The organism is Rhodonellum sp. (assembly GCF_030656585.1).
GTDB classification, from domain to species: Bacteria; Bacteroidota; Bacteroidia; order Cytophagales; family Cyclobacteriaceae; genus Rhodonellum; species Rhodonellum psychrophilum.
The window spans coordinates 74,503-89,007 of the sequence record NZ_JAUSPP010000026.1 but is presented as its reverse complement, the minus strand read 5'-3'; the positions used below and the strand labels follow the sequence as shown (position 1 = coordinate 89,007).

At 42.4% G+C, this 14,505-nt stretch carries 6 protein-coding genes; 1 reads left to right on the top strand and 5 read right to left on the bottom strand.

Annotated features, from left to right (window positions below):
* Nucleotides 1–48: 48 nt before the first annotated feature.
* The 3 genes from Q7J63_RS05855 to Q7J63_RS05845 all read right to left on the bottom strand — a co-directional run bounded on the left by Q7J63_RS05855 (nt 49) and on the right by Q7J63_RS05845 (nt 8,005).
* Entirely contained in the window at nt 49–3,372 is a 3,324-nt protein-coding gene (locus Q7J63_RS05855; RefSeq protein WP_304884662.1) for a VCBS repeat-containing protein, read from the bottom strand.
* Between the two features lie 115 nt (nt 3,373–3,487).
* Nucleotides 3,488–4,984: a RagB/SusD family nutrient uptake outer membrane protein gene (locus tag Q7J63_RS05850; protein WP_026333517.1), complete on the bottom strand. Its 1,497-nt coding sequence runs from the start codon at nt 4,982–4,984 to the stop codon at nt 3,488–3,490.
* Nucleotides 4,985–5,002: 18 nt separating this feature from the next.
* Nucleotides 5,003–8,005, bottom strand: coding sequence for a SusC/RagA family TonB-linked outer membrane protein (locus Q7J63_RS05845; protein WP_304884659.1), 3,003 nt, complete (start codon nt 8,003–8,005; stop codon nt 5,003–5,005).
* A 598-nt stretch (nt 8,006–8,603) separates the two neighbouring features.
* On the opposite strand from Q7J63_RS05845, the gene Q7J63_RS05840 reads away from it, so the two are divergent.
* Nucleotides 8,604–11,264 (top strand): DUF5686 and carboxypeptidase regulatory-like domain-containing protein, encoded by a 2,661-nt coding sequence (locus Q7J63_RS05840; RefSeq protein WP_304884769.1) that lies wholly within the window; start codon nt 8,604–8,606, stop codon nt 11,262–11,264.
* Between the two features lie 483 nt (nt 11,265–11,747).
* Here the strand turns inward: Q7J63_RS05840 and Q7J63_RS05835 are convergent, their stop codons facing one another.
* Entirely contained in the window at nt 11,748–12,944 is a 1,197-nt protein-coding gene (locus tag Q7J63_RS05835) for a PepSY domain-containing protein (protein ID WP_304884657.1), read from the bottom strand.
* A gap of 35 nt (nt 12,945–12,979) precedes the next feature.
* Nucleotides 12,980–14,491 carry a SusD/RagB family nutrient-binding outer membrane lipoprotein gene (locus Q7J63_RS05830; RefSeq protein WP_304884655.1) on the bottom strand — a complete coding sequence of 504 codons (1,512 nt, stop codon included), beginning with the start codon at nt 14,489–14,491 and terminating at the stop codon, nt 12,980–12,982.
* Nucleotides 14,492–14,505 lie beyond the last annotated feature (14 nt).

Below are 14,505 nucleotides of genomic sequence, written 5' to 3'. Positions count from 1 at the left end.
ATTCAAAATTTGAAATTCATTCTGTTAAACCCCATCCTTTTGAGGTTTTCAATTCGGGCCGATTGTCGGGCGCTTTACCATTTCCAAAACCAATGGCAAATCATTATTTCTACTGACGAGGATACGATTTCCATTGATGGTTTTTATGCTTTTGATATCTCGGATCTCTCCATGGACGAAGAACCCGGATTGATTTGCAGGGATAATGATAAGGTTTTTTTCATTTGTCCCCGTTAGGTGCCAACCGAAACTTCCCATATTGATGCCCAACTCAGGCTTGATCCGGCTTTGATTCCCCCCAATCAAGAGGTGTGTTTTGCCTGATTCGTCTCTAAAGGAATGGATTGCGGACACGGGGCTGCTTTGGATGGGTGAGGGTAGTTTTGACTTTACAAATGTACCATTTCCTTGATTGATAAATAGGCTTGTTTCCAAGGTATGGACGTCCAAAACCATGGTTTTGGACAAAACATCTACTGGGAATAAATCCTCCATCCGTCTATTCTTATAAGCATCATAGGTCAATAATTGCTTCCTCAAATAAGGCAATTGCTTGATTAGACTGGGTTTCAAAACCAAAGGATAGGAGAAGTCACCTTCATATTGGGTAAGAATCTGTTCGATACTGCCGTTTTGGTCAAAATCATTGAGGTGCAACTGAAGGGGTTTTTCCGGGCTGGCGAGCAGTCGGGTGTTCAATCCCATGTTTCCGGCAAGGATATCCGGTAATCCATCTTGGTTGATGTCCAAGATCTGAATCGTATTCCAAAATCCATTGGTTTGGTCAAAGCCAAATGCCTGGGAGACATCGCGATATTTTCCTTCGGTTTTTTTGAAGACCTTGATGGACATCCATTCACCTACGACAATGATTTCTTCCTGTCCATCTCCATCAATATCCACAATACTGGCATCTCTGCTCATCCCAATACCCTTGAATTCAGGGGCCAGCTCCGCGGATATGTTTTTGAATGCACCATTGCCTAGGTTCTCCAGGATCAGAACATCCGTGGGGATTCCATAGGCAAAAGGAATGGATCTTGTGCCTATCAAAAGATCCGGTTTTCCGTTTCCATTGTGGTCAAACACCTTCACAAACGCCGTGGGTTCAAAGCGCAAGGGAAGATTTTCTTTGGTTTTGGTAAATCGCCCCTTGCCATCATTGAGATATAGTCGGTCCTGATAATTCGGGTTGTTGTTACCGAATTCAAGACTGCCACTTGCCACGTAAAGATCCAAATGCCCATTTCCGTTGGCATCAAAAAACACAGCGTCAACATCCTCCGCCAATTGATCTTCGGTAAATTCTTGGGCCGAATAGAAGGAGCCATCTGCTTTTTGAATCCAAATCGATGAGGCTTGCCCTTTTGCTCCTGGAAGGAAGAGGTCGTCCAGTGAATCCCCGTTCAGGTCGCCTACGGCAATTTTGGGTCCCTCGTTTGAAATCATGTGAAACCGCAGCCTGTCCCGGTCAAAGTCTATGAAATCACTTTCCTCGTGTTTCCAGGGGATTTGCTTGGCGGATGGTTTGATTAGCGTGTTTTTGAAGGATAAATTGGGGTTTTGTTCAATTGATGCGGATTCAGGCCCCAAAACCAGAAGTGTATCCATAACCACTTGGGTTTTTAGCGTGGTTTTTCCGTTTGGCCATAGGATTTTAAGGGAATCGATTTTTGTAATTTTTCCCAAGCCAAAATGTAGGCGGTGATCCACTGAAGACATGTAGCCCTTGACAGGATTGTTTTCTGCATAGAACAATTGACCACCGGCAAAGACAGATACTTGGGTACCAAAATGCCCCTGAAGATCCAGCTGGAGAAAATGGTTGGCATTGATTTCCCTGCTGTTGTTTTTGAAAATGGAGGCTTCTCCGTTGAGATTGTTGATGACCAAGTCCAGGTCTCCATCATTGTCCAAATCCGCATAGGCCGCACCTGTGGAAAAGGTGAGTTGCTCCATTCCGGAGTGGGCAGCAATATTGTTGAATTTGAAATCCCCCAGGTTTTTGAACAAAAAATTCTGTTGGGGAATGGAAGGGAATTCATCGATCATTTTCGTAAGCAAAACGCTGTCCTTTTTGAATTGGTCGATCAGGCTTTGTTTATTCATGTAATAATCCACAAAATCGAAATCTGTCAAGTCTTTGACGATACCATTGGCCACAAAAATATCCTTCAATCCATCGTTGTCCACATCAAAAATCAAGGCTCCCCAGCTCCAATCCGTCGCATGTACACCGGATTGACGGGCCACATCGATAAAATGAACCTGATCGGAATTTGGTTTTAGGCCCAGGTTGCGTTGGAGGGTATTCCTGGTAAATTGATGGAAGTATCCCGATTTCACGTTGTTTTGGTATTTGTCCCACTCCTCAAATGGTGTTTTGGTCTTGAATCTTTTCATGGTAGCCGGGAGCATCTCGGTCACAAAAATATCTGGCCAACCATTGTTGTCCAAGTCCGCAATGTCTGCACCCATGGAACCCATGCTGATTTCGGTGAGCATTTCCTCCAACGCTTCTGTAAAAGTGCCGTCACCATTGTTGAGGTAGAGATAGTCTTTTTCAAAAAAATCATTCGAAACATAGAGGTCCGGCCAACCATCCTTGTTCAGGTCGGTTACTGTGACGCCCAATCCATATCCAATGGTGCTGCCATAAATGCCTGCCTCGGCACTTACGTCCGTGAATTTTCCTTGGTCATTTCGATAAAGTTTGTTTCCTCCAAATGGATCGCGAAGATCCCTTTGTCCTGTTCTCAAATCATTGATTCCAACCGAGCGGGCCGAATTGTTGAGTAGGTACATGTCCAGGTCACCGTCTTTGTCATAGTCAAAGAATACAGCATGCTGGGAAAGCCCTTCGTCGGCAAGTCCGTATTCCTTTGCTTTTTCGGTAAAAGTCAAGTCTCCGTTATTGATAAAAAGTGAATTGTGTCGTTGGTCACCTCCTAAAGGACCGGATTTACAAATGTAAATGTCCAATAACCCGTCACCATTGATATCGGCCATGCTTACACCCGTGGACCAAATCCCGGGTATAGCCAAACCGGCTTTTTCTGTAATGTCTTCAAATTGAAAATCACCCTTGTTCAGATAGAGTTTGTTTTCGGCTTGGTTACCTGCAAAAAAAATATCCACCAATCCATCGTTGTTGATGTCTCCAATGGCCACTCCGGCTCCATTGTAAAAGTTACGGAAAAGGTAGGGGTTGAAATTCTCGGTGTATTTCAGGTCATTTCTGAATTCAATCCCAGTCCAATCTTTGTCCATCAATTCAAAAAGCACCGTTTCCTTTTCCGCTTTTTTTGAGCAGGAAAATAGCAAGATTGTAGCGGAAAAAAGAAGTGTGACGATGCGTGTCGGGGCTGACATGAATAGAGAATTAATTTTGGGTTGACGTCAATTTCTATTTCTAAGATATCCATTAAATAAGAAAGAAGTGCACCTTCGTGCACTTCTTTCATGAATCTCAATCAGTAATCCAGTATTAATATCCTGGGTTTTGTGTCAATTTCGTATTGGACTGTATCTTGTTCAAAGGTACCGGGAATACGTTTCTATTGGCAGTGGAAGTTGGTTTTTCCCACCATGGGGCTCCAAATCTTCCGAATCTGATAAGGTCCGATCTTCTCCATCCCTCAGCATACATTTCACGTCCTCTTTCTGCAAGTAATTGATCCAAAGTGATAGAAGTGAAAAGGTCTGCTCCCGCTCTGTCTCTTATTTGATTCACAAAAGGAAGTGCACCAGAAGGATCACTCCGTCTCAATCTTACTTCGGCTTTCATTAAAATCACATCACCATATCTAAATACAGGGAAATCATTGTTCAAATCTGGTTGAGCGCCGGTAGCGATTTCAAATTTATTGGTTCTTACACCTGCTTGTCTGAATGCATTTGGTTCCAACTGATTGATGCGTGGAGTGAAATTAACTTGTACTCCATCTGGATCACCATCAAAACCTGCGGCATCTTCCAAAATAGTTACACCATCACTTGCATACTGTAAACCCGCTCTGAAATTATTTTTCCTGAGATCGGCTTCATCATAGCTGTTGTAGAATTCTTCCAATGCAACATAGCCATTCCAAGGCTGATCGACGAGATCAAAAGTCTTTTGGGACTCGTAATGCAATGACATTTGATGGATATTAAAACCACCTGCGTTGTTGGCATCATAGGGAAGGGTAAACATGTTTTCAACAGATCCAGCGTTAACTGAAGCGAAATTTGAAAAGTAGTTTGACGCTATACTGTAAGGCCCCGTCATGATGACATCAATCATGGTTTCAGCTTCTGCCCATTTGGGTTGACCAATGTAGACTTCAGCATTCAGGTACAATTTTGCAAGGATCATGTGAGCTGTCCAGAAATTGAAATTGGTTTTGGTGTTTTCCTTTGTCAAAAGTGGTCCATTTTCCAATACCTCAGATTGAATAAAATCAAACAACTCTTGTCTTGAAGAACTTGGAGGGTTTGCATCCGTGGTCGTTTCTATGATCAACGGAACTCCACCACCGAAGTTATCCAATAAAATCAAGTAAGAGAAGGCTCTTAAAACTCTCATTTCTCTGCCCAGGTCTTCCAAATCCGGATATTGCTGGAGCAATGCGTTGGCTTCTGCAATCACCCTAAAAGGGGTGTCCCAAACACCGTTGATCTCTCCATCACCTACCTGCCAAGTATGTCTGTGGGCTCTCACCCAAGTACCACCATCAGCCCAGTCACCACCCTTTACAGGAATGGCTGCTTCATCAGAAGTGATTTCTTGATAACTATAGAACCCACCATGTCCTCCCCAGCTACCATTTCCCATAAGCCTGGTATAAGCAGATTGCTTTAAAACCTCAGCAAGTTCTGGTGGGGCTTCATTGGTCAATCTTTCTTGTGTGACCCCAGTCAATACTTCCTGCTCCAACTCGCATGACATCATGGTCATTGTCGCGAGTGCGCCTACACATATTGTTTTAATTGATCGTAACATATTTATTTTGAGTTTATGTTATTTAAAGGTTATGGTTAATCCAAGAGTCCAGATTCTTGGGATGAAATAAGTATCTCTTCTTTCGATACCTGGCGCCAATTGGTCTAAACCATTGTCCGTTGGATCTCCCCATCTTACTTCAGGATCTACTCCTGTGAAGTTGGAAAGTGTAAATAGATTCTGAACACCTGCGTACAATCTCAAATTTGAAATCGCATCTGAGGTAGTAGGAATATTGTAACCCAATTGAAGATTGTCCATCCTGATAAAATCACCTCTTTCAATATAGAAATCAGAGATTTGGCTAGGCGCGTTGGATATTCTTGGGCTAGTAGGTGTGTTTTTTGTGATAACAGAATTCCAAGTGGCATTTCCATCACCTTCGTAGAACAATCTGTAAGAGTTCAGCATTTGGTGTCCCCATGAGCCTCTCAACAAGAAATTCAAATCCCAGTTTTTGAAATTGAATTGGTTGGTCAAACCAAAATCACCAGTTGGCAAGGCATTGCCAAGAACTTCGAAATCGTCTGGGTTTTCTGTAGACAATACAGTAGTTCCGTTTTCGGAAATGTTAAGTAGTCTTGGTCCATAAATGTCGCCGACTCTTTCACCCTCAAGATTTCTGATCACTTGAGCATTGTTTACACCAGGAGATCCAGGTACACCTCTTCTGATTTCAGGCAATGTCAATCCACCTGCACCAATATTCTCAATTCTTGCTCTTTTGTAAATTGTGAATACAGCAGTAGGAGTCCAAGTCACACCACCACCGATGTTGATGTTGTTTGCAGTCATTAAAAACTCAAAACCTGAACTGTTTAATCCTGCGATATTTGCCCAAATGGAACCTGCCGTGTAAGGGAAGAATTGTCCAGGCTGATCTGCTCTTGGATTGAATGGGTTTGGCTGGCCAATATTTACGCCTACGTCAAACAACAAATCCTTGATGTTTCTTCTGTAATAGTCCATACTACCCGTGATTTTTCCATCAAATAGCGCATAATCTACACCGACTGTAAATTCCCTTGTGGTTTCCCATTTCAAGAATTGGTTTGCGTTGTTCAACTGTACTGGGGCTACCCATGCAGAGTTAAGGTTAAGTGGATCCAATTGGATTCTGTTGCCGTTTCCATAAACGCCAATTGCCAAAGTTGGAGATGGAGGCAATTGACCTACTATTCCAAATGATCCTCTAAGCTTAAATTGGCTAAAAGGACCCATGTCAAAAATCTGGGTAAGGTCAGCACCTGCAGAGAAAGCAGGGAAATAACCTGTTTGATTTTGAGCACCAAAGCCTGAATAAGTTTCTGCTCTAAGTGTTGCAGAAAAGAAATACATGTTTCTAAAGTTGAAATTGGCTCTACCAAACACGGAGTTCAAAGTAGATTTGCTTGCATTGCTATAAAGATTGGTGTTTTCACCAAATCGAATACCAGCAGCTCCCAAGTTATTCCAGCTTTGGTCATACAAGAATTGTCTTGCCTGTGCGCCGAAAGCTCTGTCCTCAAACAATTGCGTTTCGACACCACCCAATACTGTCATGCTTAATCCACTTCCAATTTCCGTTTCGTATCTCAAGTTTGCAGAGGCGATGGTATTGGTCCTGTCATAGGTGTTTTGCTGTGCAACGCCATTGTTGGCAGCGCCACCACCTGGAGCTCTATCGCTTCTTGAGTTGTATTGTCCGTTTAAGGTATTCAATACATCTTGAGAAAACTGAGCAGAAATGACCAAATTATCGATGATATCATACTCCACTCTGTAGGAATAAAGTCCATTTCTGACCTTGGTCTGATTTGTTCTTGTGTTGATCAATCCAACAGGATTGTTGTTGTCAAATCCAGAAGGTTGGAAAAACTGTCTGTTTTCACCCGTTCCTTCATAAATCGGCATGGTTGGATTGAGGATAGTTGCGTAAAGCAAAGCCTCTCCAGGGATATCAGTCGCCTCGGTATTGGTGAAAGACAAATTGAAGTTCATTCTCAACCTGTTATTCAATGCACCGTGCGATAAGTTTAATCTCGTGTTCAATGTCTCTCTACCTGAATTTTTTACTACACCTTGATTGTTTCTGTAGTTAACTGATGCAAAGTAGTTTGTGTTTTGATGACCTCCAGAAATGGATGCGTTGGTAGTACCGTTCATCGCAGTTCTAAGGATTTCGTCTCTCCAATTTGTGTTTTGGCCAAAATCAGCCGTAGGAGCTCTATTTGCTCTGAATTCATCAGGACTCAAAACAGGAATAAGACCAGTGGCTTGCTCAGCAGAACCAAAAGTATTGATGGTTACATTTGCAAAACCTTTTCTGGAGCTGCCCTTCTTGGTCGTGATCAAAATCACACCAGAAGCACCTCTTGTACCATAGATCGCAGCAGCTGATGCATCTTTCAAAACGTCAATTGATTCGATGTCATTGGGATCAACAGCATCGATTGAAGCGCCGATCACACCATCCAATACGACTAGAGGAGATGAGTTGGCTCCGAAGGAAGAGATACCTCTCAATCGAACGGTTGGTTGTGCATTTGGCGAACCACCCGGAGTGGAGATATTCAAACCAGCCACTTTACCTTGTAATAAGCTTTGTGGATTGGTGAAGTTACCCCTGTTGAATTGTTCTACGCCTACGCTGGCAACAGAACTGGTAATCTCTTTTTTATCTTGGGTACCATAACCGATGACCACAGCTTCCTGTAGGCTTCGGATGTCTTCAGCCAATTCTATATTGATCACACTTTGATTGCCAACCACAACTTCCTGGGAGGTAAACCCAATAAAGGAAAACACCAAAACATCTTCTCCTTGTTGAAGACTGATTCTGAATTTGCCATCCAAGTCAGTGGTGGTGCCTTTCGTCGTTCCTTTGACGAGAATGGTCACACCTGGTAAAGGATCTTTCAAGGTAGCATCCAGGATGGTTCCTGTTACCTCCCTGCTTTGTGCATTTGCCGATAGAATCGTTGCTACAACGAGCAATGTCATCAGCATAAATGCTTTCATTTTTAGTAAATAATTTCTCATAGGGTTTGTTGTTTTGTAAAAAACGATTTGGTTTTAAGAGTTAAAGCCTAATCAAAAATGATTGTTTAATTTTAATTTTACAATTTTTAACATTTGCCACACTTGCCATTTGACTAAAGTCCTGTTAATGGATCAAAGGTATTTTTCGTTAATACTTAACAAATGTGAGGGTATGTTATATAAACAGCAACCGAAAACGTTTGAAATTTGCGAAATGTTAAATTTTTCCGATTTTATTAAAAATGTCAAAATATTCTGGCTTTTTTTTAAAACTGATGATTAAAGCCCAAAATGTTAAATTTCAATCACCTAACTCATTTTTGGTGTTTTTTGTGAAATTCTGTTTTTTCACAGAAAACCTTCAGAATTATTGGCGATGAAAATTTTACAAGGCAAAATTTCACGATCAAATCACATTTTTTAGGTGAGGAATAGAGCAATGTAAAATGAGTCACTGTTTAGGTACTCCCAATGTGTTTGACTAAAAATGAGTTTTGTTCCCAGAGAACATATTCTTTAAATATTGTCAAACCTCATTTTAGACTTGGGCGTTTTAAATAAACGACACTATTTTTACGAAGTCCTTCTCATCACCTTTATGCAGAAATATCACAAAACCTTATTTGTCATCTTGATTTTTGGATTCCTTCAATTTCTTTTTTTTGAGGGGAATGCCCAGGGAATCAGAGGGAAAGTCACTTCTGACTCAGGCGAATCTATGGCTTTTGCCTCAGTTTACATTCGGAATCTTGCTGATGGTGTTCCCACAAACCAAAATGGTGAATATGAATTTGGTCTCAAGGCAGGATTTTATGATGTTTTGGTTCAGCATATGGGATATACATCGGTACTCAAGACAGTGGAGGTAGGTACAAATTGGGTCGAGCTGAATTTTGTGTTGGCACAACAGGTTTATGCGCTTCAGGAGGTGATTGTGAAAAGCGGACAGGAAGATCCAGCCTTGACCATCATGAGAAAGGCAATTTCGAAAGCCAAATTCCATAGGTTACAAGTGCAGGAGTACAGCATGATGGTTTACCTGAAAGGAACGGGACAGTTGACGAATGCTCCATTCTTTGTGAAAAAGGAATTGAAAAAGGAAGGGGTCAAACTTAATGAAGCCTACACCACCGAATCGGTATCCAAAATAAAGTTTTCCCAACCCAACAAGGTTGAGGAGGAGGTAATCAGTATTCGGACCAATGGGGACAACAACCAAACCTCTCCCGCACCCTTTTTGGCGACAAGCTTTTACAATGATAAAATCAACGATGCCATCTCTCCTTTATCCCCATCGGCATTTGCCTATTATAAATTCAAATATGAAGGATCTTTCTTTGAGGATGGCGTGATGGTGAGCAAGATCAGAGTCAGTCCACGATCAAAAGGAGAGCGGGTTTTTGACGGTCATATTTACATTATCGAGGACATATGGGCGATCCATAGCCTTGATTTCACCACTTCTTTATTGGGTTTTGATATTGGGGTAAAGCAACTTTATGCACCGGTGGCGGAAAATGTTTGGATGCCGACAACGCATACCTATACCTTCGGAGGTAAGTTTTTTGGGTTTGCGGGGGAGTATAAATACTTGGCTTCCACTAGGGATTATAAAATCACCCTAAATCCTGATTTATTGGTTGAAACCAAAATCATCGATGAAAAAGTGGATGAGGTGCCCAAGGATGCAAATGCTTTCAACAAAAGTATTTCAGCGCTTGAACAAATGGGCCAAGCCGATAAAATGACCAGAAAGGATTTTAGGAAACTGGTCAACGAATATGAAAAAGAGGCCTTAAAGGAAAGGGAAGAAATAGAGGTGGTCTCAGAGAGAAGCTATAAAATTGATTCCCTGGCGAAAAAAAGAGACCTGAGCTATTGGAACAGTATCCGTCCGATCAAACTGACCGAAGCGGAAATAAAGGGCTATCAGCGCGATGATAGTCTAGCGGTAGTGGAGGCAGCCAAAGTGAGCGATCAAGACAGCACCGTGCAAAAAGCCAAACGGAATTTAAAATTCTTGGAAATATTGACCGGAGGGACCTATTATTTCGGGAAAGGGAAATCCGCAGGATTCCATCCCAATATCGCGAAAATGTCCTTCAATACCGTGGAGGGGTATAAAATTGGGCTTTCTGGCTATTATCGAATAGAAAAAAGCACCAAGATGGCGGACAGTGTCACTAACCATGTGCGCTCCTGGAATTTCAGGCCAGAAGTCCGCTATGGTTTTGCAAGCAAACAAACCTATGGTACATTGGACGTCAGGAGATCGATCACCAAAGCCCAATCGAGTCAGACGATTGGGCTTACGGGAGGATCCTACATTTATCAATTCAATGGAGACAATCCCATCAGCGAGCAGGTCAATGCGATCTATTCTGTTTGGTTCAGGCAAAATTACATGAAACTTTATGAGCAGGATTTCCTCAAACTTTATTATGCCCAAAGGGTAAGTGATGCCTTCACCTACAGGTCGAATTTTACCTTGGCCAATAGGAGAGAACTGGAAAACAACTCGAATTTCAGCTTTTATAAAAAACCAGAAAGAGACTACACCGCTAACGTGCCGGAAAACGTGGAGGCTGGTCCGACTGCATTTCAGGATCATAAAGCAATGGTTTGGCAAACCTCGGTGGAATGGAGGCCTGGGTTGAAATATAGCATTCGAAATGGAAGGAAAAGTCCAATCTTCAGCTCTGCACCCCTAATCAATCTTTCTTACAAAAAGGGGATCAATGGCATTTTTGATGCCGGCGCTTCGGCTGCGAAATTCGATCTGGTAGAAGCCGGGATTGAGCACGTTTTCAATTTTGGAGTGAGCGGCAAATTGGATTTCAATATCAATGCTGGAACTTTTATCAACAATGATCAGGTGTATTTTGCGGATTACAAGCATTTTGGCGGAAACAGAACCATTTTCGCGAATATGGGCGTGGCATCCAATTACCGGTTTCTGGATTATTACCAATACAGCACCCAATCCCAATACATCAGCAGCATTGTCCATTACCAGTTTAGGAAGTTCTTATTGACCCAATTGCCCATGTTGCGCTTTTCGGGAGTCCGGGAAAACCTCTTCCTCAATTACCTCAAGACCCAAAATTCTCCCCATTATGTGGAGCTGGGATATTCCTTGGATAACCTTTTCAGGATTTTCAGGGTGGAGATCGGTGCCGGGTTTGAAAACGGGAATTATTCCAGGGGAGGGGTTAGGTTTGGAGTCGCGAGTTTTATCAACATAGGGTTTGATAATTAAGTATTTTCGGATTCCATAAATTTCCAAAACGCACATAAGAAATGCGTGCGTTTTGGAAATTTGGAGATTGGACCAAATCCCTCTATCTTGGTCCCAGTAAGGTTTAACAATTGGAAAGATTTTACAGCCCATGGCTGTTTAATCTTTATTTCAAGCTTTTTGGAATTGGTACGCTTACATTTCTAAGCCAAAGTTTTTTTATCAGCTTTTTCCTTGGCCCACTGCAAGTTTTTATTTGTAATTCTCTAGAAAATTGGACATTTGATTTTCCCCGGGAATTTCCCCCAGTCGAAGCCTTTTTATGCATGACCACTTCGATTACATCCTGAAATTGCTCAATAATCAGTCTTTGTCTGCTATTTTGACTTCCCCATATCGGTTCGCTACCTTATTATCCAAATAGTAAGGTTTTCTGCTGGTTTCAACCCCATAGAACGAAGCCTTATGCATATTTCGGGTCTAGTATTTATATCGTCCTGATAATTAAGCCAAAACCGCTCCTTTGCGTTTGGATTTTTTCCTCAATTTATTGATCCAGATAATTGTTCCGGAAACAGGCAAGGATGTGGCGATTAGGCAGGAAATGAAGTAGAGAATTTTGGAAAAAGTGCCAAAAACGTTTCCAACATGTAATGCTTTGATGGATCCCATTATTCTTTCGTTAAGCGGTTTGTCCCGAAAGATGTCCACTTCCAGGATTTCGGCAGAAGCTTTGTCCAAAATGATTTTGTCTCCGGCAGCAGGCGCAAAAAAACCTGTTCTGGTTTTGGAAAGATTTATTGATTTATCCGATGCCTCTGGGATCGAAATCCTGAAATTGCCCGGGTAGGAAAGTCTTTCATTGGCTTTTTCCAAGTACTGTTCCCATGGAAGCAGGGCAATATCGATGGGGCTTGTCTCTTTTTCAACCTTTTCTCCTTTTTTTGCCTCAGCCATTGGCGGCCTTCCTCCTCTGCCTTTTGGTTGCTCCACTTGAAATATGGTGTACAAGCCGCTTTTGTACCAATCAAAAGACCAGTATAGCCCTGTGAGTGACATGACCAACATCAGGAATGCGGCATAAAAACCCAAAGTATTGTGAAGATCATGGTTGATTCTTTTCCAATTGGAATCGAATTTGATTTTTAATCCCTGTTTCCAATATCGGACCTTCTGGGGGATCCAGATGCACATGCCAGTCAGGATCAGAAGCGTGAAAATCACGGTTGCCCATCCCACAATGGGCCTTCCGATGGATGTATCCAACAGCAACCAGCGATGGAGCCGAAACATCTTCATGAAAAAAACCGATCCCACAGCTTCGCCTGAAGCCGTGACTTGTCCCGAATAAGGGTCAAGGGAAAATCCGGTCCCTCTTCCCTTTTCGTCCTTTTTCAGAAGGGTGAATTGATAGGTTTCATCGGGTTTTGCTGGGATGTTGATGGTGGTGACTTTTCCATCATTATCTTTTTCCAGTTGCAGGATCAATTGTGCAATTGGCAGTTTCGAATCACCGATGGGCCCATTGACCTTATATCGGCTCGGTTCCAAAAATCGCTGGATTTCATCACTAAAAGTGTAAATGGTCCCGCTTAAACAGACCACAAAAATAATCAGGCCACTGGCTATACCCAGCCACAAATGGATTTCATTGATCACGCTTCGAACTTTTGGCCAGATTCCCGTTTTTCTATTTTTCATTATCACAGCTTAATGTTTTGATTTATGTCTTGAGTTTATTTTGCCCACCAAATGCGGGATTCGGTGATGTTATCATTGCCTTGTTTGAGGACCTCATCCAGATTAGTCATCCGTTCGGTTTCTGGATACATCAGGCGGAGTGGATTGGCTGTTGGATTTGGGGATTGTAAAGAATTGGGAAAGTTGGGAAGTCCCAGTCTTCGATAATCATTCCATGCCTCGATGCTGCTGATGCTGTTCAGGGAAAGCCATTTTTGGGTAATTATCTTGGCCAACGAACCATCATAGGCGACACTTTCTTGTGAATTGTAAGCGGTGAACAAGACTTTTTCGACATTCATATAGGAAAAAGACTCCTGAATGGCTGCTTCATAAAGTGATTTTGGGGCGTCAGAAATCCATCCCCTTTGGGCAGCCTCTGCTTGAAGAAAAAGGCTTTCAAAGGAACTGAGTAAAACAGAAGCTTGGGTTGAGCTTTTTAGGAGTGCTCCAGCCTGACCGTTATTTTCAGCCGGCCCTTTCATTGGTGAGGTTACATTTCTTCCATAAAGGGAATGGTTCACTTCGGGATCACCAAAAAGGACTCCTCGGAATTCGCCTTTTACAGGTACGTACAATTGATTCAATCTGGGGTCATTGCGCAGTTGGTATTGCTCCAGGAGGAATTGGGTTGGACGAATATCCTGGTAATTTCCTGTGACCGCATTTTGGACATTTCGATAATAATTCTCCCAAAAAGGATTGAGTTTTCCGGCAGAATTCAAGTAGCCAGGTTGTACCATGGCACTTTGGCCCAGCATCAAAAAGCCGCTTCCTTCAATATTGATCTTTTTGATTTCTTCTTGGATATAGGCCAAAGGACTGACTTCACTTTGCCGTACCAGTGCCCTTAGTTTGACAGTGTTTCCAAATTTGGCCCACAACGTTACATTTCCGGCAAAAAGCACATCATCTAGTCCGGCAAGAGTTCCTGCGGGGGCATTTTTCATGTCTTCGATTCCTTCCGAGATCAGATCAACTGCTTTTTTATACACCATTTCACCGGATTCATATCCAGGTGTGGCATGTGTCGTCCCCTGCAAGGCCTCATCAAAAGGGATGTTGTCATAAAAATCCACCAATCGTAAAAAATGAAAGCCTTGCATGATTTTGGCAGCACCTTCGTAAAACAAAGCGCCTTCTTGGGCTGCTTGATTTCTGATCAATTGGTAATAAAGCAAGGTGGTATAAGTTGTTTCCCAGACAGGAAATCCATCCCGGACATCACGCAAGCCTGGCCCATTGTAGGTCTTTTGATTGAAAAACAGGTTGATTCCCTCACTCGTTGTGCCCCAGTATCCGCCCCAAAGTGCGCCGAGTTGATTGAGTTGTCCTGTTTCTTGGTTTACCGATGCCACTAAAGCTGCGGGGAAAGTTGCACTTAATTTTAGATTTTCCGAAACAGGTGCATTGGGGTTGTCATTTACATCCAGAAATCCATTGCATCCAAAGCTGAGTAAGGCGATCAGGATTATTGGGCAAAAGAATAATTTATTGAAGCTTTTCATAAGAGTAGTAGTGA